The following is a 17,853-nucleotide window of genomic DNA, read 5'->3' as shown; positions in this document are numbered from 1 at the left end:
ATCGACGGACATGGGCAAACTGGATGGACGCGCCGTGCTCGTCACGGGCGCGGCGCGCGGCCAGGGTGAGCAGGAGGCGCGCCTGTTCGTGGCGGAGGGCGCGAAGGTCGCGCTCGCCGACGTCCTTGACGAGCAGGGGGAGGCGCTGGCGCGTGAGCTGGCCAAGGAGGCGGGCGATGAGCGGGTGCGCTACGTCCATCTCGACGTGGGCCGGGAGACCGACTGGGCGGCCGCACTCGACACGGTCCAGGGCGCTTTCGGGAGGCTCGACGGGCTGGTCAACAACGCGGGCATCCTGCGCTTCAACGAGCTGTCGAGCACCCCGCTGGAGGAGTACCAGCAGGTCGTCCAGGTCAACCAGATCGGTGCATTCCTGGGCATGCGGGCGGTGATCCCGGCGCTGGAGGCGGCGGGCGGCGGCACGATCGTCAACACCGCCTCTTACACCGCCCTGACCGGTATGACCTTCCTGACCTCGTACGCCGCGACGAAGGCGGCGATCGTCGGGATGACGCGGGTTGCGGCGATGGAGCTGGCGCCGAAGAAGATACGCGTCAACGCGATGTGCCCGGGCGCGGTCGACACCCCGATGACCAACCCCGCGCAGCTGGATCCGGATGCCGACCCGCAGGAGGTGTCGGCGGCCGTGGACGAGCTGTACGCGAAGCTGGTGCCGCTCGGCCGGATAGGGCGCCCGGAGGAGGTGGCGCGGCTCGCGCTCTTCCTCACCTCGGACGACTCCTCGTACATCACCGGGCAGCCGTTCGTGATCGACGGCGGATGGCTGGCCGGTGTCTCAGTTTTCTGATGCCCAGTCAGCTACTGGCGCTGCAGCTCTTGACCCTGTGGCCCGGCGCTGCCAGAGTCGCCGGTGAGACGGATCTGACGTAGCGTCAGAAATTCGGAGTAGGGCGGTGAACCCTTGGAATTCGGGATCTTCGTACAGGGATATGTGCCCGCGAGCCGGGCGAAGGCCGACCCCGAGGCCGAGCACCACGCACTGCTGGAGGAGACCGAGTACGTCATCCAGGCCGACCGCTCCGGATTCAAGTACGCCTGGATCACCGAGCACCACTTCCTGGAGGAGTACTCACACCTCTCCGCCAACGACGTCTATATCGGCTACCTGACCCACGCGACCGAACGGATCCACCTCGGCTCCGGCATCTTCAACCCACTGCCGCAGGTCAACCACCCCGCAAAGGTCGCCGAGCGGGTCGCCATGCTCGACCACCTTTCCGGCGGACGGTTCGAATTCGGCACCGGGCGCGGCGCAGGAAGCCACGAGATCCTGGGCTTCATCCCCGGGATCGACGACATGAACCACACCAAGGCGATCTGGGAGGAGACGATCGCCGAATTCCCCAAGATGTGGCTGCAGGACACCTACGAGGGCTTCCAGGGGACGTTCTGGTCGCTGCCGCCGCGCAAGGTGCTGCCGAAGCCGTACGGGGGCACCCATCCGGCGATGTGGTATGCGGCCGGCTCCCCGTCCTCGTACGAGATGGCCGCACGCAAGGGGCTCGGGGTGCTCGGCTTCAGCGTGCAGAAGGTATCCGACATGCAGTGGGTCCTCGACTCCTACAAGACCGCCATCCGGGAGGCCGAGCCGGTCGGCGCCTACGTCAACGACAACGTGATGGTGACGTCGACGGCGATCTGCGCGGAGACCTCGAAGAAGGCACGGCAGATCGCGGCGGCCGGAGGCCTCAACTACCTGCAGTCGCTGCTCTTCCGCTACCACGACACCTTCCCGCGGCCGGAGGTCATACCGCAGTGGCCGGAGCTGCTGCCCGAGTACACCGAGGAGATCATCGACCTGATGGTCGCCGAGGAGCTGCTGATCTGCGGTGACCCCGACGAGGTGCTCACCCAGTGCAAGCGGTGGGAGGCCGCTGGCGCCGACCAGTTGGTCTTCGGTATGCCGATCGGGATTCCGTACGACGACACCATGACGACGATCAAGCTGATCGGCGAGCACGTCATCCCGAAGATAGACACCGATCCGGTCCACCGCACGACGCGGCTGCGGCGCGCGGCCGGCGCCTGAGACGTACGCCGTTCCGAGCCGGGCGGCGTCTTCCCGGGCCGCCGCCCCGGACCCCGGCCCGGACCCGCCCCTCGCAGCGGCCGTCGGGTCCGGCCGGGGACCACCCCAGCACGCCGAGGCAGAACAAGGGACCAAGGGGAAACCATACGATGCTCGACCACCTCATCAAGGGCGCGACCGTGGTGGACGGCACGGGCGCACCTTCGTACACCGCGGACATCGGACTGCGTGCCGGCCGGATCGCCTCCGTTGCCGCGCCCGGCACCACCGACGAGCCGGCGCGCAGCAGCGAGGACGTGACCGGTCTCGTCCTCACCCCGGGCTTCGTCGACCCGCACACCCACTACGACGCTCAGCTGTTCTGGGATCCCTTCGCCACCCCCTCGATGAACCACGGCGTGACCACTGTCGCCGGCGGCAACTGCGGCTTCACGCTCGCACCGCTCAAGCCCGAGGACGCCGACTACACCCGCCGGATGATGTCCAAGGTCGAAGGGATGTCGCTGAAGGCGCTGGAGGACGGCGTCGACTGGAACTGGACCAGCTTCGGCTCCTACCTCGACGCGCTGGAGGGCCGGATCGCGGTCAATGCGGGTTTCATGGTGGGCCACTGCGCCCTGCGCCGCCACGTCATGGGCTCCGACGCGGTCGGCGGCCAGCCCACTGCGGCCCAGCTGGAGCAGATGCTGCGCCTCTTCCACGAGTCGATGGAAGCCGGCGGCTGGGGCCTGTCCACCACCCAGTCCGCGACCCACTCCGACGGCGACGGCAAGCCCGTCGCCTCGCGCCACGCGGCACGCGACGAACTGCTCGCCCTCAGCCGCGCCGTGGGAGAACACGACGGCACACAGATCGAGGCCATCGTCGCCGGCTGCCTCGACAAGTTCAGCGACGAGGAGATCGACCTGTTCGCCGAGATGAGCGCGGCGGCGGGACGGCCCCTAAACTGGAACGTACTGACGATCGACGCGGCCGTTCCCGACCGCGTACCACGCCAGTTGAGCGCCTCCGAACGGGCCCGCAAGGCCGGCGGCCGCGTCGTCGCCCTGACGATGCCGATCCTCACCCCCATGAACATGTCGCTCGGCACCTTCTGCGCGCTCAACCTCATCCCCGGCTGGGGCGAGATCCTCGGCCTGCCGGTCGACGCGCGCATCGAGAAGCTGCGCGACCCCGCCGTGCGGGAGGAGATGCTGCGGCGCGCCAACAGTCCCGAGGCGGGCGTCTTCCGGCGCCTGGCCACCTTCGGCCGCTACGTCATCGGCGACACCTACTCCGAGGCCAACTCCGGCCTCACCGGCCGCCGTGTGCAGGACGTCGCAGCCGAGCGCGGACAGGAGCCCTTCGCGACGCTCGTCGACATCTGCGCCAACGACCGGCTGCGGACGGTGCTGTGGCCCATGCCCACCGACAACGACCCGGACAGCTGGGAGCTGCGCCGCCGCACCTGGGAACACGAGGACGTCATGCTCGGCGGCTCGGACGCAGGCGCCCACCTGGACCGCATGTGCGGCGCTCCGTACACCACCCGCTTCCTCGGCGACTGCCTGCGCGGACGCCGGCTGGTGGGTCTGGAGCGTGCGGTGCAGATGCTGACGGACGACCCTGCGCGGCTGTTCGGACTGCGCGAGCGGGGCCGCATCGCCGAGGGCCACCACGCCGACCTGGTGCTCTTCGACCCCGAGCGCATCGACGCGGGACCGGCCACTCTAGTCCACGACCTGCCGGGCGACAGCCCCCGGCTGGACTCCAAGGCACTGGGTGTGGTGAGCGTTCGGGTGGGCGGCGTCGAGACGCTGCGGGACGACGCCGTGACGGGCGCCATCCCGGGCACGGTGCTCCGCTCGGGGCGCGACACGCGGACGGTGGCGACGGGGTGAGGGCGGAGCACGACTCCGCGTCGGCCTCGCCCCGAGTGCCGCTGTAACCGGCCTGTGTTCGCTTCTCCGCCCTCCCTCTGCCCACGGCGGGAGGTGCCCCCTCCGCCCGCTCGCGTGCGACGCTCACTGCCACTTCGTATCCTCATTAAATGACGAATGATCTGCCGCGGCCCCAGGAAGAGCCTCCGGGCGCGAATGCGATGCGCCGTGCGTTGAGCCGGGCGCGCAGCGGCGTCGCGCTGGACGCGGCGGAGGCCGCCGTGCTGCTGGCGGCGCGCGGCGATGACCTGGACGAGCTCACGGCCGTCGCCGCGCGCATCCGCGACGCGGGACTGGAAGCCTTGGGCCGATCGGGGGTCATCACCTATTCGCGCAGCGTCTTCGTCCCGCTCACCCGGCTCTGCCGCGACAAGTGCCACTACTGCACCTTCGCGACCGTGCCCGGCAAGCTGCGCCGCGAGGGCCGGGCGGGGGCACCTCCCGGACGAAGTCTGGGGGCGTACCTCTCGCCGGACGAGGTGCTTCAGATCGCCCGGCGCGGCGCCGAACTCGGCTGCAAGGAGGTGCTGTTCACCCTCGGCGACCGGCCGGAGGCGCGCTGGCCCGAGGCGCGCGAGTGGTTGGACGCGCACGGCTACGACGACACCATCGCCTACGTACGGGCGATGGCGATCCGCGTGCTGGAGGAGACGGGGGTGCTGCCGCACCTCAACCCCGGTGTCCTGTCCTGGACGGAGCTGCAGCGGCTCAAGCCCGTCGCCGCGTCGATGGGAATGATGCTGGAGACCACGGCGACGCGGCTGTGGTCCGAGCCGGGAGGGCCGCACTACGGCTCACCCGACAAGGAGCCGGCGGTGCGGCTGCGTGTCCTGGAGGACGCGGGCCGCTCCAACGTGCCGTTCACCACAGGCATTCTGATCGGCATCGGCGAGACCCGAGCCGAGCGCGCCGAATCGCTCTTCGCGATACGGAAGGTGGCCCGGCAATACCACAGCGTCCAGGAGGTCATCGTCCAGAACTTCCGCGCCAAGCCGGACACCGCCATGCGCGGCATGCCCGATGCGGAGCTGGACGACCTGGTGGCGACCATCGCCGTCGCGCGGCTCATCCTCGGCCCCTCGGCGCGCATCCAGGCGCCGCCGAACCTCGTCGACGGCGAGTTCGCGCGGATGATCGCCGCCGGGATCGACGACTGGGGCGGGGTCTCGCCGCTCACGCCGGACCACGTCAACCCCGAGCGCCCGTGGCCGCACATCGATCAGATCGCCGCAAGTGCCGCCGAGTCGGGTTTCGCTCTGAGCGAACGCCTTCCCGTCTACCCGGAGTTCGTCCAGCGCGGGGAGCCGTGGCTCGATCCGCGGGTGCTGCCGCATGTCCGCGCGCTCGCCGACCCGCGCACCGGCCTCGCCGACGAAAGCGTCCGCCCGTCGGGGCTGCCCTGGCAGGAGCCCGAAGAGGCGTTCGCGGAAAGCGGCCGCACGGACCTGCACACCACCATCGACACCATCGGCCGTACCACGGACCGGCGTGACGACTTCGACGACGTCTACGGCGACTGGGAGGCGCTGCGCGAACAGGCCGCCCCCGGCCTCGTCCCGGAGCGGATAGACGGCGACGTCCAGGCGGCTCTCGCCACCGCCGCCGACGACCCCACCCGGCTCACCGATGCCGAGGCGCTCACCCTGCTGCACGCCGACGGACCGGCCCTCGACGCGCTGTGCCGCATCGCCGACGACGTACGGCGCGCGGCGGTCGGCGACGACGTGACCTATATCGTCACCCGCAACATCAACTTCACCAACGTCTGTTACACGGGCTGCCGCTTCTGCGCCTTCGCGCAGCGCCGCACCGATGCCGACGCCTACACCCTCTCCCTCGGACAGGTCGCCGACCGCGCCCAGCAGGCCTGGGACGTCGGCGCAACCGAGGTGTGCATGCAGGGCGGGATCCACCCCGACCTGCCCGGCACCGCGTACTTCGACATCGCTCGGGCGGTCAAGGAGCGCGTGCCCGGCATGCATGTGCACGCCTTCTCGCCGATGGAGGTCGCCAACGGCGCCACGCGCACGGGCATGTCGATCCGCGACTGGCTGCAGGCGGCCAAGGAAGCGGGCCTGGACACCATCCCGGGCACGGCGGCCGAGATCCTCGACGACGAGGTGCGCTGGGTGCTCACCAAGGGCAAGCTGCCGGCCGCCACCTGGATCGAGGTGATCAAGACCGCGCACGAGCTGGGCATCCGCTCCTCGTCCACGATGATGTACGGACATGTGGACCAGCCGCGGCACTGGCTCGGCCATTTGCGCCTGCTCGCCCGGATCCAGCAGGAGACCGGCGGCTTCACCGAATTCGTCACCCTGCCCTTCATCCACACCAATGCGCCCGTCTATCTGGCGGGAATCGCCCGGCCCGGCCCGACGCGGCGCGACAACCGAGCGGTCACCGCAATGGCCCGGCTGCTCCTCCACCCGCACATCCCCAATATCCAGACAAGCTGGGTGAAACTGGGTACGGAGGGTGCGGCCGAGATGCTTCGGTCGGGAGCCAACGACGTCGGCGGCACCCTGATGGAGGAGACCATCTCGCGCATGGCGGGCTCCAGTTACGGCTCGTACCGCTCCATACGCGACCTGGTGGCGATCGCCGAAGCGGCCGGCCGCCCGGCCCGCCAGCGCGACACCGTCTACGGACAGGTGCCGGCCGAACGCCTGGTCGCGGGGCGCGCCTCCGACGGCCACCTGCCGGAGCTGCTCCCGATCGTCGGCGACTGACCTGCGACCGGCCTGCGCCTGATCTGCGCCTGACCTGCGCCTGACCTGCGCCGAAGGCGGTCGATCAGAGGGTCGATTACAGTGCTTGGCCGAAGTGCGAGGGAGGGGAGCAGGAGATGACCCAGATATGGGGACGGGCACAGCAGCAGGATTTCCGCAGCCGGGTGCGTGGCTGCCTGCTCGGCGGCGCCATCGGGGACGCGCTGGGCGCGGGCATCGAATTCGATTCGCTGGAGAACATCCGGCGCAACCACGGTGAGCAGGGGGTCACCGACTACGTACCGGCGTTCGGGCGGCGCGGGGCGATCACCGACGACACCCAGATGACCATGTTCACCGTCGAAGGGCTGGTCCGCGCCCACATACGGCGTGACTCCGGCGCGTGGCACCCGCCGACCGACGTGCATCGCGCCTACCTGCGGTGGGCCGCCACCCAGGCGGACTGGGGGCCGGACGAGCGCAAACAGGACGCCGGCTGGCTGGCCCGCGAGGAGTGGCTGTACTCGCAGCGCGCACCGGGACGCGCCTGCCTCTCCGGCCTCGGCGACGAGCGCATGGGCACCCTCGCCGACCCGAAGAACCCCGGCTCGAAGGGGTGCGGCACGGTGATGCGCTCGGCGCCCTTCGGCCTTCTGGTGGGATGGGAGCCGCAGCTGGTCTTCCAGCTCGCCGTCGAGTGCGCCGCCCAGACCCACGGTCACCCCACCGGCTACCTCGCGGCCGGCGCCTTCGCGGTGATCGTGCATGCCGTCGCCCAGGGCGACCCGCTCGACGCGGCCGTGCAGCGGGCGCTCGCGCAGCTCTCGGCCCACCAGGGCCACGAGGAGACCACGGAAGCACTGCAGAGGGCGCTGGGCGCGGTGCGCCAGGGCCTGCCCACCGCGGAGCGCGTCGAATCCCTCGGCCAGGGCTGGACGGCGGAAGAGGCGCTGGCCATCGGTGTCTACTGCGCGCTCGTCGCCGAGGACGTCCGGCACGGGCTGCTGCTTGCCGTCAACCACTCGGGCGACAGCGACTCGACCGGCTCGATCTGCGGCAACCTGCTCGGCGTCCAGCACGGGGAGACGGCGCTGCCGCCCGCATGGGTGGTGGAGCTGGAGGGGCGCGCGGCGATTCTGGAGCTCGCGGACGATTTCGCGATGGAGATGACGCAGGGCACCGCGCTGCACGGCCCCGGCGCGTCATCGGCAGCGTGGCTGGCGCGCTACCCCAACGCGTAGCGCCCGCGCAGCGCCGTCTCAGTCGTCGTCAGTCGTCGTCAGCCGCCGTCAGTCGTCGAGGAAGCGCTGGACCGCCTTGGTGAGCTCCTCGGGGGCGGTGACCCAGGGAAGTGGGCTCCCGGCACCGATGCGCTGCGTGCGCCGGGGAAGAGCGCGGCGAACGGCCGCCTGGTCGGCGGTGGGGAGGTCGCCGGGCCCCGGGCGCTACGGGGCCGGTGTCTCCGGGACCTCCTGGTCGCGGTGCTGGTCGCGGTGCTGGTCGCGGTGCTGGGAGGGGATCGCCGCGCAGCGGCCGTCGCTCGCGCCGCGCAGGTCCAGCTCGATCTGCTCCAGGCTGCGGCCCTTCGTCTCCAGTACGCGCCGTCGCACCAGCACAAACAGCACCACGCTGATGGCCGCAAAGATCCAGGCCGAGTAGGCCAGTCCGAGGTTGGAGTCCATCACCGGGAAGATGAACGTGATGGCGAAGGTCGCCGACCACAGGGCAACGCTGCCCACGCCCATGCCCACGCCACGGACCTTCAGCGGGAAGATTTCAGCCATCATCACCCAGACCACCGCACCCCAGCCCAGCTCGTAGCCGGCCAGGTAGACGATGAGCAGGACGAGGGTGATGATGCCGACCGCGGTGTGGCTGTGGAGGGAGAGCACCACGACGCCCAGCAGGAACAGGGTCGCTGCCATGAACACATTCCCCAGGAGCAGCAGCGGCTTGCGGCCCCTTCGGTCGATCGTGAAGATCACCCATGCGGTGAACGCGACCTTGGTCGCGCCGAGCACGATCGAGGCCAGCAGCGACGAGGACTTCCCGAACCCGAGGTCGGTGAACATCGTGGGCGCGTACAGGTTGATCGCGTTGACGCCGGAGAGCTGCTGGCCGATGGCAAGGATGAGCGCGACGATCAGCGCGGGGCGCACCCAGGCAGCCGCCAGATCGCGCAATCGGCCCTGTTGCTCGCTGTCCAACCGGATGACCTCGCGGATGTTGTCCAGCTCTGGATCGATCTCGGCGGCCTCGTGTGTGCTGCGCAGCACGGCACGAGCCTCGTCCTCGCGGCCGGCCTTCACCAGCCAACGGGGGGTCTCCGGCATGAACATCATGCCGACGAGCAACACCAGCGCCGGAATCAGCGCGGCGGCGAACATGGCACGCCAGTTCGCCGGGCCGCTCAGCGCCCAGTCGACGACGTAGGCGACGAGGACGCCGCTGACGATCATCAGCTGATTGAGCGTCGACAGCGCACCGCGCACCTTCGTGGGGGCCAGTTCCGACAGGTACGTCGGCACGGTTGCGGATGAGGTGCCGACCGCGATGCCCACCACGGTACGGGCGATGACCAACACGGTGAAATTCGGGGCGAAGGAGCATCCGATGGTGCCCAGCGCGAAGATCGACGCCGCGAGCATGATCGTGACACGCCGACCGAGCCGGTCGGTCAGCTTTCCTGCCATCGCTGCGCCGAACACGGCGCCGAAGGCGAGGCAGCCGCCCACGACACCTTGAGCGAGTGAACTCAGGGCCCAGATCTTCTTGATGAACAGCAGCACTCCGGAGATCACGCCGAGGTCGTAGCCGAAGAGGATCCCGCCGAGTGCGCCGAAGAAGTACAGAGTGCCTTTGCTCACCTGCCGTGGCGCCGGCGCCGGCGCCATTGCCGTTTCTCGCACGCTGAATCGCCTCTATTCATCGTCGCCGCATGGCACTTGACGGGCCGTTGGATGATCACCTGGAGAAGGTGTGCCAACGGTCACATGGCACCGGCGTTCGAACAAGACAAACGGAGGTAACGATTCAGAAACCTGATCGCTGTTCATATATGAGGACAGAGGCATCTGAGGGCGGTGGCGAGACGGTGCAATCCCTCCCGGATCTCGTCAGGCGTGTGCGTACAGAAGGACAGCCGCATCGCCGCCATGTCGGGCTCCCCGGCGAAGAACGGCGCACCGGGCACATACGCGACATCGTGCTCAACGGCCGTGCGCAGCGCCGCCGTCGCGTCGTACCCGCGCGGCAGCCGCGCCCACACGAACATCCCGCCCTGCGGCACGTTCCACTCGCTGCCTGCCGGCAGCGCAGCGGGCAACCCCGCGAGCAGCGCGTCGCGCCGCTCGCGGTAGGCGGAGGTCACCCGCCGCAGATGCGCGTCGAGATCGGCCTGCGCGAGGTAACGCGCCGCAGCGGCCTGGTCGACGGTCGAGGTGTGCAGGTCCGCGGCCTGCTTGGTGATCACGCAGGCCCGTCGCAGCGCCGCCGGTGCATGCAGCCAGCCGAGGCGCAGTCCCGGCGCCATGGTCTTGGAGAAGCTGCCGAGCAGCACGGTGCGGTCCGCCGCCTCCGGGTGCGACGCGATCCACGGCACCGGCTCGCCCTCGTACCGCAGTTCGCCGTACGGGTCGTCCTCGACGATCCACAGCCCGCGCCGCTCCGCAATCCGCGCGATCGCCGCGCGCCGCTCGGACGACAGCGTGCGCCCGGTGGGGTTGGAGAACGTCGGCACGAGATAGAGGAGTTTGGGACGCTTGCGCGCCACCGCCTCGTCCAGCGCCGCCGGATCGATCCCGTCCTCGTCGCACGCCACCGGCACGACCCGTGCGCCTGCGAAGCCGAAGCACTGCAACGACGCCAGATAGCCCGGGTCCTCGACCAGTACCACGTCGCCGGGTTCCAGCAGGGCGCCCGCGACCAGCGTCAGCGCCTGCTGCGATCCGGTCGTCACCAGCAGGTCGTCGGCGTGCGTCGGCAGACCGCGGTCGCCCAGCCGCCGGGCGACGGCGCGGCGCAGCTCCGGGTCGCCCTCGGTCGTCGAGTACTGCAAGGCACGCTCCGGCGCATCGGCGAGCACGTCCGCATACGCCTGGCGCAGGCCCGCCGAATCGAACAGCTCCGGCGCAGGCAGCCCGCCCGCGAATGAGATCACCTCGGGCCGCGCGGTCAGCGCCAGGATCTCGCGTACCGGCGAGGCGGCGACGGAAGCGGCACGGGCGGCGAGGGCGGGAACGTCGGCTCTGTTCATGACCGCACCCTACGGAGAGTGGATGCAGTGTCCACTTATTTTCTGGGGGCATGTTCCACGGACTGGGGGCCCCGTGCCCGCGCACCAGAGAGCCCCCTCGGCCAGGACGGCGGGCCAGTCGAGAGGGCTCTTGACGGTGTTGCTGAGTGTATTGCCGTGTGTGGTGCCGTTGTGAGTACCGCTGAGGTCAGTCCAGGTCGTGGGCGCCGGACTCGACATCGGCCACAAAGGCCGTCCACGACTCGGGGGAGAAGGCGAGCGAAGGGCCGCCCGGGTTCTTGGAGTCGCGCACGGCGAGGGTACGAGGGGCGGGAGACGCCACCTCCACGCAGGCGCCGTTCCCCGCGGAGCGGGAGGATTTGATCCACGCGTGGGTGCTGCCGAGCTTGATTGCCATGATTGCTCCGGTGTGTGCAAGTGGCGTCTTTGCGCCACGTGGTGAAGACGAGATCGACGCTACTCGTCAACATCGCTGGGCAGAGAGCCTGTTCACTCGACCGGATGGCATATTCCCTGTGGGTCTTCCGCGTTCATGTGGCGCAGGTGTACTCTGCCGCCTTTCGGTGACCGCTGTGCGGTCAGCCCGCCTGTCCCGGCCCTGTCCCGGCTCTATCCCGCGTATTCTTCGGCGACGTCGCTGATGAACTGCCGGGTCTGCTCCGCGCTCAGCGCCTGGGCCCGCAGATGCTCGTACATCACGCTGTAGGTGTGCACGTCGGTGTCCTTCTCCAGGTACAGGTCGCTGGTGACCCCCTCGAGGTAGACGACGCTCGCGTCGGTCGCGTCCGAGAATTCCAGAATCGCGAACTGCCCGCTCAGCCCCGGGTGCGCGCCCGAGTCGAAGGGCAGCAGCTGCACCGTCACATGGGGCAGCGTGCTCAGGTGCACGAGGTGTTCCAGCTGCTCCCGCATGATCTCGTGGTTGCCGACGATGCGCCGCAGCGCCGCCTCGTCGATGACGGCCCACAGCCGCAGCGGACTGTCCGGGTCGTTGACTCGGTCCTGGCGGCGCAACCTGACGTGCACGCGCTTCTCGACCTGCTCGGGCGTGGCTTCCGGCAGGTTGCCGGCGATCACCGCCTCCGCGTAGTTCTTGGTCTGCAGCAGCCCGGGCACGATCTGCGACTCGTACACGCGCAGCGAGGCCGCATCCGTCTCCAGGCCGATGTAGACGCTGTACGGGACGTCGCCGAACGCGTGCCACCAGCCCTGCTGGCGGGACTCCTTGGCCATCTGCATCAGGGAGTCGACGATCCGGTGGTCCTCGACGCCGTAGACGCCGCACAAATCGCGGACGTCACGCTGGCTGATGCTGCGCCGGCCGTTCTCGAGACGACTGATCTTGGACTGGGAGACCAGCAGCCGGGCGGCGACCTCCTCGGCCGTCATGCCCTTCTGCTCGCGCAGTTTGCGTAGTTCCGAGCCCAAACGGCGTCGCCTGACGGTGGGATTGACACTGGACGCCATGAGAGATGCACCTCCGGCTCGAACTGCTCTTGTACTACCGGTCAGCAGCCTGCCACTTGCGGTCATCGTCTCGCTGGGAAATCGGCGACGGCGGGGGTAGGGCGAGGGGTAATGGTGGACGGATGTGCGCACGCCGTGGACCGCGACACGCCGGAAACGACGCGGCGCGCGGAACGGCGAGCCGGCCCATGCCGGCCCACCGGCCCGCGCGCCGTGGCGGCTCCCGTACCGATCGACGATCTGTGGGGACGGGGGTGGGTGCGTCGTTCTCTCGTTCTGTTGCGCTGTCGCGTGCCGTCAGTGCACGCCGGCGCGGGCCATCCTGCGGCTTGGCCCCGCGGCCCGGGCCTGCCGGTCCTGTCCGGGTGCCCGCCGCGGCTGGACCGCCACGCCGTTCTGGACGTCCATGACGGCGTGCGCCACCAGTCCGCCCATGGGGTCATACCTGATCAGGTCCCTCAGACGCGACCGCGAGGACCGGCCCTCGTTACCCGGGTACAGGTGCTTGCCCAGGCCCACGGCGTGGGCGAGCGCGGCGAGCGCCGCGGTCCGCGGGTCCGGCGGCACGCCGGTGCGGATCGCGCTGTCGAGACGGGCCCTGATCTCCCGGCTGACCGCGCTGTCGGTCGCCTGATAGCGAGTCGTCGGCAACACGCCGCACATCTGGCCCGGTACGGCGTGCACCATGTCGCACCGTTCGAGATGCGCGAGATACGTCTGACGCAACCCCAGCCGCGGACCGCCTATCCATGCGACAGCGCGTACCGGGCTGCCACGGCGGCGCAGCAGCTCCAGGGCGCTGTCCAGCGTCGGATCTCCTGTCGGCCGCGGATGCACCACGGCGATACGATCCCCGTCTGGGGCTATTCGTCCGGCCAGGGCCAGCTCCACTAGCTGCGCCCCGGCGAGACCGAGATCGAGCGACTGCGGCTGCGCCGTGGTCCCGGTCGCCGGGTCCAGGGCGAGCAGCAATAGCTCCTCCGGAATTGTTCTGCGGCTCCTGCCCATCCATGCCTCCCCGCGTGGATGAATGACAGGGTGACGCCTCTCACACCGTTGTGTCGAGAGTGCCTTTGCCTTATCGGCGGGAACCGGCAGGTATGTCGTTCTCGTCTACACGAGGGGTGGCGGTGGCGCAGAGGACGCCCCGGCGGGTCCCGCGTGGCAGGCACAGGTGGGCGAAGGACACTGGGTACGGGCAAGCGGGGCGCCGCGCGAGGCGCCCCGTCGAATGTGTACGGGAGGTACGGGTGGCGGGCAAATCCCCCGGCAGGGCGGAGCAGGAAAAGTCGTCGGGGGAGACGGCGAAGGCGAAGGATCCGCGGCTGGCCGTGAGCCGAGAGACGAAGGCGCCCCAGGGGGCGCGGGGGGCGGACGAGGCGCGCAACGGCAAGGGCCGGGGCGGCGGCGCCGACGATGCGCCGACGGGCTCGCGGGCGACGCGGCAGATCCGGATCCCCGGGGACCCCGGCGGCCACGTGAAGCGGGTCGCGCCTCCCGAGAAGGAGCGCGGACACCCGGTGGACCACTCGGATGAATCTACGCCGAACGGCGGAACGGACGTAGACACTTCGCCGACCGAATCTACGTCCAAGACGTCGCCCGAACGGCCGTCGAACGACGTGGCGACCACCCGGAAACCCGTCGACGCGACGCGTACGGAGCAGGCGCCGCCTGATGCTGCGTCGGGCGACTCGAAGAACGCTCGGCCCGCGCCCGCGCCCGCGCCGGCGCCCGATTCAGATGCGGATGACGCTGCCGCGGCTGAGGACGCGTCCGAGGAGGAGTCCGAGGACGCTGCCGCGGAGGCGGCCGAGCCGCAGGACGGCGCTGCAGCGGAGGTCGATGCCGAGCAGCCGGGCGACGAGGAGTCGTCTGCCGCGAAGGGGGATGACCCGAAGGGGGATGACGCGAAGGCGGCTGCGGAGTCGCCGGACGGCGACGCGGCCGAGTCGGGCGCCTCCAAGGGCGATGCTGCGGAGTCGTCCGCGGCCAAGGACGATGCGGACGAGTCCGGCGACGTGGTGTCGTCCGCCGTCTCGGAGGGCGGTGCCGAGTCGGGCGCGCGCGAGGGCGACCCCGAGGAGTCGCCTGCCGTCTCGGAGGGCGGTGCGGAGTCGGGCGTGCGCGAGGGCGATGCTGCGGAGTCGGACGGGCCCGAGGGCGACGCCGACGAGTCGTCCGCCGTCTCGGAGGTCGATGCAGAGTCGGGCGCCTCCAAGGGCGACGCTGCGGAGTCGTCCGCGGAGAAGGACGGCGCCGCGGGCGCCGCGCCCGCCGCGTCGACGGCGAAGATTGCCGCCGCCGGCGGGGCGTCGCCCGCCGTGAAGGCGCCGGCGGCCAAGGCCAAGGCAAAGGCCGCGGCGGCGGAAAGCCCGTTGGAGAAGACGAAGCAGCAGCCGTTGCCTCCGTTGCCCGGGGAGCCGCTGAAGCTGCTCGCGGAGCTCACCAATACGCCGCCCCCGCCGGAGACCCTTGTCCGGACCGTCGTGCGGCGGGTCAAGATCTGGACGCCGCTCGTCGTCCTGCTCGCGATCATCTTCTGCGTCGTGCAGGCCGTGCGCCCGCTGCCCAGCCCGAAGCTGGCGCTGACCAGCGCCTCTTCGTACACCTTCCCGGGGGCCGCGCCCTCCGTTCCCTGGCCGAGTGAGGGGCAGGCCGCGCTGGAGGTCAAGGGCCTCGGCAGCATGGGGACGTACGGGCAGCAGAAGCCCTTGCCGATCGCGAGCGTGGCCAAGGTGATGACTGCGTACATCATCCTGCGTGACCACCCCATCACCTCGGGCCAGGGCCCGAAGATCGCCGTGGATCAGCAGGCGGTCAACGACTTCAGCCTCGGAACGCAGGGTGAGTCCGTCGTCAAGGTCACCGCGGGAGAGCAGATCAGCGAGTTCGAGGCACTCGAGGACATCATGATCGCGTCTGCCAACAACGTGGCGCGGTTGCTGGCGCGTTGGGATGCCGGATCGGAGGCGGCGTTCGTCCAGAAGATGAACACGACCGCCAAGGAGCTCGGCATGGGCAACACCACCTACACCGATCCGAGCGGTCTCGATGCGACCACCGTCAGCACCGCTTCGGACCAGTTGAAGCTGGCGCAGAAGGCGATGGGCGACGCGACGTTCCGGCGGGTCGTCGACCAGCCGAACTTCAAGACGGCGAGCGGTGATTCGTACAACAACTGGAACCACCTCGTCGGCACCAACAACGTGATCGGCGTCAAGACCGGTACCAGCACTGCCGCGGGCGGCAACCTCGTCTTCGCGGCGACCAAGAGCGTCGGCGGCACCACGCAGCTGGTGCTCGGTGTCGTGCTCGGCCAGTACAAGCCATCGATCCTCGACACCGTCACCGCCGCCGGCCTTCAACTCGTCGTCTCGGCACAGCAGTCGTTGACCGCGGACCAGATCATCAAGAAGGGCGACGTCGTCGGCTATGTGGACGACGGTCTCGGCGGCAGGACCCCGGTCGTGGCGACGCAGAACGTCCAAGCCATCGGCTGGGCGGGCAACAAGGTCACCGTCGCGTTGGACGCCTCGCCGTCCGGGATCCCGCACTCGGCGAAGGCCGGCACCACGGTGGGCACGCTCACCGTCGGCGGCGGTCCGGGCCAGGTGAAGGTTCCCGTCGCGCTGCAGTCGGACCTCACGGCACCGTCCTTCGGCGCCAAGCTGACCCGGCTCGGCTGACATTCCGGTGGCCGGGCCCGCGCTCCCCGCGCGCGCCCGGCCACCGGGTCACTTGACGCCTTAACGCCTAACGCCCGCGCATCGCGCGGTACGCAGCGACCAGGCCGGCCGTCGAGCTGTCGAGACCGGGCACCTCGGCGCCCTCCGTCAGCGCGGGCTCGATCCGCTTGGCCAGCACCTTGCCGAGTTCGACGCCCCACTGGTCGAAGGAGTCGATGTCCCAGATCGCGCCCTGCACGAAGACCTTGTGCTCGTAGAGCGCGATCAGCTGGCCGAGCACCGACGGGGTGAGCTCGCGCGCCAGGATCGTGGTGGTCGGGCGGTTGCCGCGGAAGGTGCGGTGCGGCACCTGCTCGGCCGGCACGCCCTCGGCGGCGACCTCCTCAGCGGTCTTGCCGAAGGCGAGCGCCTGGCCCTGCGCGAAGAGGTTCGCCATCAGCAGGTCGTGGTGGCCGGCCAGCTCAGGGCTCAGGTCCGCCACCGGCTGTGCGAAACCGATCAGATCGGCCGGGATCATCTTCGTGCCCTGGTGGAGCAACTGGTAGTAGGCGTGCTGGCCGTTGGTGCCGGGCGTGCCCCAGACCACCGGTCCGGTCTGCCAGGTCACCGGACGTCCCGACCGGTCGACCGACTTGCCGTTGGACTCCATGTCCAGCTGCTGCAGATACGCGGTGAAGCGCGACAGGTAGTGCGAGTACGGGAGCACCGCGTGCGTCTGCGCGTCGAAGAACGCCCCGTACCAGACCCCCAGCAGCCCCAGCAGCAACGGTGCGTTGGATTCGGGCGGCGCAGTCCGGAAGTGTTCGTCGACGAGGCGGAAACCGTCGAGCATCTCGCGGAAACGGTCGGGACCGATCGCGATCATCAGTGACAGCCCGATCGCCGAGTCGTAGGAGTAGCGGCCGCCGACCCAGTCCCAGAACTCGAACATGTTCTCGACGTCGATGCCGAATTCGGCGACCTTCTCGGCGTTGGTCGACAGCGCCACGAAGTGCTTGGCGACCGCCGCCTCGTCCCCGCCGAGCCCGTCGAGCAGCCAGGTGCGGGCCGAGGTCGCGTTGGTGATGGTCTCGATGGTGGTGAAGGTCTTCGACGCGATGATGAAGAGCGTCTCGGCCGGGTCCAGGTCGCGTACGGCCTCGTGCAGATCCGCGCCGTCGACGTTGGAGACGAAACGGAACTGCAGCTCGCGGTCGGTGTACGAGCGCAGCACCTCGTACGCCATCGCCGGGCCCAGATCCGAGCCGCCGATGCCGATGTTGACGACGGTGCGGATCCGCTTGCCGGTGTGCCCGGTCCACGCGCCGGAGCGGATCCGGTTGGAGAAGTCCGCCATCTTGTCGAGCACGGCGTGCACCGCGGGAACGACGTTCTCGCCGTCCACCTCGATCACCGCGTCGCGCGGCGCCCGCAGCGCCGTGTGCAGTACCGCGCGCTTCTCCGTGACGTTGATCTTCTCGCCGCGGAACATCGCGTCCCGCAGCCGTGCCACGCCACGTACCTCGGCCAGCTCTCGCAGCAGTTCGAGCGTGTCGTCGGTGATCAGGTGCTTGGAGTAGTCGATGCGCAGGTCGCCGACGTCGAGGACGTACCGGCTGCCGCGCGCGGCGTCGCCCGCGAAGAGCTCCCGCAGATGCACCTCCCCGAGGCTTTCGCGGTGCTTGCCGAGCGCTTCCCACTGCGGCAGCTGGTCAAGCCGTTCGGACATCGTTCGCTCCTCGTCGCTGTGTTGCATGTGTCGCCTGCGCGCAACCCTACGACG

Annotated in this window: 12 protein-coding genes; 6 read left to right on the top strand and 6 right to left on the bottom strand. The window is 69.8% G+C overall.

The genetic code is table 11. The features are described 5' to 3' along the window. Positions 1-10 precede the first annotated feature (10 nt). The 5 genes from NGB36_RS08690 (at position 11) to NGB36_RS08670 (ending at position 7,921) form a co-directional block, all read left to right on the top strand. On the top strand, positions 11-808 hold the full coding sequence (locus NGB36_RS08690; RefSeq protein ID WP_255919565.1) for an SDR family NAD(P)-dependent oxidoreductase: 798 nt from the start codon (positions 11-13) through the stop codon (positions 806-808). Between the two features lie 114 nt (positions 809-922). Next, entirely contained in the window at positions 923-2,050 is a 1,128-nt protein-coding gene (locus tag NGB36_RS08685; RefSeq protein ID WP_255919564.1) for an LLM class flavin-dependent oxidoreductase, read from the top strand. A 149-nt stretch (positions 2,051-2,199) separates the two neighbouring features. Beyond that, complete coding sequence (locus tag NGB36_RS08680) at positions 2,200-3,930, top strand: N-acyl-D-amino-acid deacylase family protein (RefSeq protein ID WP_255919563.1); 1,731 nt, start codon at positions 2,200-2,202, stop codon at positions 3,928-3,930. A gap of 149 nt (positions 3,931-4,079) precedes the next feature. Next, positions 4,080-6,701 carry a bifunctional FO biosynthesis protein CofGH gene (locus tag NGB36_RS08675; protein WP_255919562.1) on the top strand — a complete coding sequence of 874 codons (2,622 nt, stop codon included), beginning with the start codon at positions 4,080-4,082 and terminating at the stop codon, positions 6,699-6,701. Positions 6,702-6,817: 116 nt separating this feature from the next. Then, complete coding sequence (locus tag NGB36_RS08670) at positions 6,818-7,921, top strand: ADP-ribosylglycohydrolase family protein (RefSeq protein ID WP_255919561.1); 1,104 nt, start codon at positions 6,818-6,820, stop codon at positions 7,919-7,921. Positions 7,922-8,125: 204 nt separating this feature from the next. On the opposite strand, the gene NGB36_RS08665 is transcribed toward NGB36_RS08670, so the two are convergent. The 5 genes from NGB36_RS08665 to NGB36_RS08645 form a co-directional block, all read right to left on the bottom strand. After that, on the bottom strand, positions 8,126-9,547 hold the full coding sequence (locus tag NGB36_RS08665) for a sugar porter family MFS transporter (protein WP_255919560.1): 1,422 nt from the start codon (positions 9,545-9,547) through the stop codon (positions 8,126-8,128). 185 nt (positions 9,548-9,732) lie between these two features. Next, complete coding sequence (locus NGB36_RS08660; RefSeq protein ID WP_255919559.1) at positions 9,733-10,935, bottom strand: aminotransferase-like domain-containing protein; 1,203 nt, start codon at positions 10,933-10,935, stop codon at positions 9,733-9,735. A 187-nt stretch (positions 10,936-11,122) separates the two neighbouring features. Then, positions 11,123-11,332, bottom strand: coding sequence for a DUF397 domain-containing protein (locus NGB36_RS08655; protein WP_255919558.1), 210 nt, complete (start codon positions 11,330-11,332; stop codon positions 11,123-11,125). A 212-nt stretch (positions 11,333-11,544) separates the two neighbouring features. Continuing rightward, on the bottom strand, positions 11,545-12,402 hold the full coding sequence (locus NGB36_RS08650; protein WP_255919557.1) for a helix-turn-helix domain-containing protein: 858 nt from the start codon (positions 12,400-12,402) through the stop codon (positions 11,545-11,547). 297 nt (positions 12,403-12,699) lie between these two features. Beyond that, on the bottom strand, positions 12,700-13,410 hold the full coding sequence (locus tag NGB36_RS08645; protein ID WP_255919556.1) for a GOLPH3/VPS74 family protein: 711 nt from the start codon (positions 13,408-13,410) through the stop codon (positions 12,700-12,702). Between the two features lie 242 nt (positions 13,411-13,652). On the opposite strand from NGB36_RS08645, the gene NGB36_RS33375 reads away from it, so the two are divergent. After that, positions 13,653-16,091, top strand: coding sequence for a D-alanyl-D-alanine carboxypeptidase (locus NGB36_RS33375; protein ID WP_255919555.1), 2,439 nt, complete (start codon positions 13,653-13,655; stop codon positions 16,089-16,091). 67 nt (positions 16,092-16,158) lie between these two features. On the opposite strand, the gene pgi is transcribed toward NGB36_RS33375, so the two are convergent. Beyond that, positions 16,159-17,799, bottom strand: a complete 1,641-nt coding sequence (gene pgi / locus NGB36_RS08635; RefSeq protein WP_255919554.1) for a glucose-6-phosphate isomerase — start codon at positions 17,797-17,799, stop codon at positions 16,159-16,161. Positions 17,800-17,853 lie beyond the last annotated feature (54 nt).

This window comes from Streptomyces humicola, assembly GCF_024436035.1.
GTDB classification, from domain to species: domain Bacteria; phylum Actinomycetota; class Actinomycetes; order Streptomycetales; family Streptomycetaceae; genus Streptantibioticus_B; species Streptantibioticus_B humicola.
This window is presented reverse-complemented; position numbering and strand designations above follow the sequence as displayed.

What these genes read in the sequence shown, in the direction of transcription:
- NGB36_RS08680 (WP_255919563.1), top strand. Translation starts at nt 2,200, where the DNA reads ATGCTCGACCACCTCATCAAGGGCGCGACCGTGGTGGACGGCACGGGC.
- NGB36_RS08650 (WP_255919557.1), bottom strand. Translation starts at nt 12,402, where the DNA reads ATGGCGTCCAGTGTCAATCCCACCGTCAGGCGACGCCGTTTGGGCTCG.
- NGB36_RS08660 (WP_255919559.1), bottom strand. Translation starts at nt 10,935, where the DNA reads ATGAACAGAGCCGACGTTCCCGCCCTCGCCGCCCGTGCCGCTTCCGTC.
- NGB36_RS08675 (WP_255919562.1), top strand. Translation starts at nt 4,080, where the DNA reads ATGACGAATGATCTGCCGCGGCCCCAGGAAGAGCCTCCGGGCGCGAAT.
- NGB36_RS08690 (WP_255919565.1), top strand. Translation starts at nt 11, where the DNA reads ATGGGCAAACTGGATGGACGCGCCGTGCTCGTCACGGGCGCGGCGCGC.
- NGB36_RS08645 (WP_255919556.1), bottom strand. Translation starts at nt 13,410, where the DNA reads ATGGGCAGGAGCCGCAGAACAATTCCGGAGGAGCTATTGCTGCTCGCC.
- NGB36_RS08655 (WP_255919558.1), bottom strand. Translation starts at nt 11,332, where the DNA reads ATGGCAATCAAGCTCGGCAGCACCCACGCGTGGATCAAATCCTCCCGC.
- NGB36_RS08670 (WP_255919561.1), top strand. Translation starts at nt 6,818, where the DNA reads ATGACCCAGATATGGGGACGGGCACAGCAGCAGGATTTCCGCAGCCGG.
- pgi (WP_255919554.1), bottom strand. Translation starts at nt 17,799, where the DNA reads ATGTCCGAACGGCTTGACCAGCTGCCGCAGTGGGAAGCGCTCGGCAAG.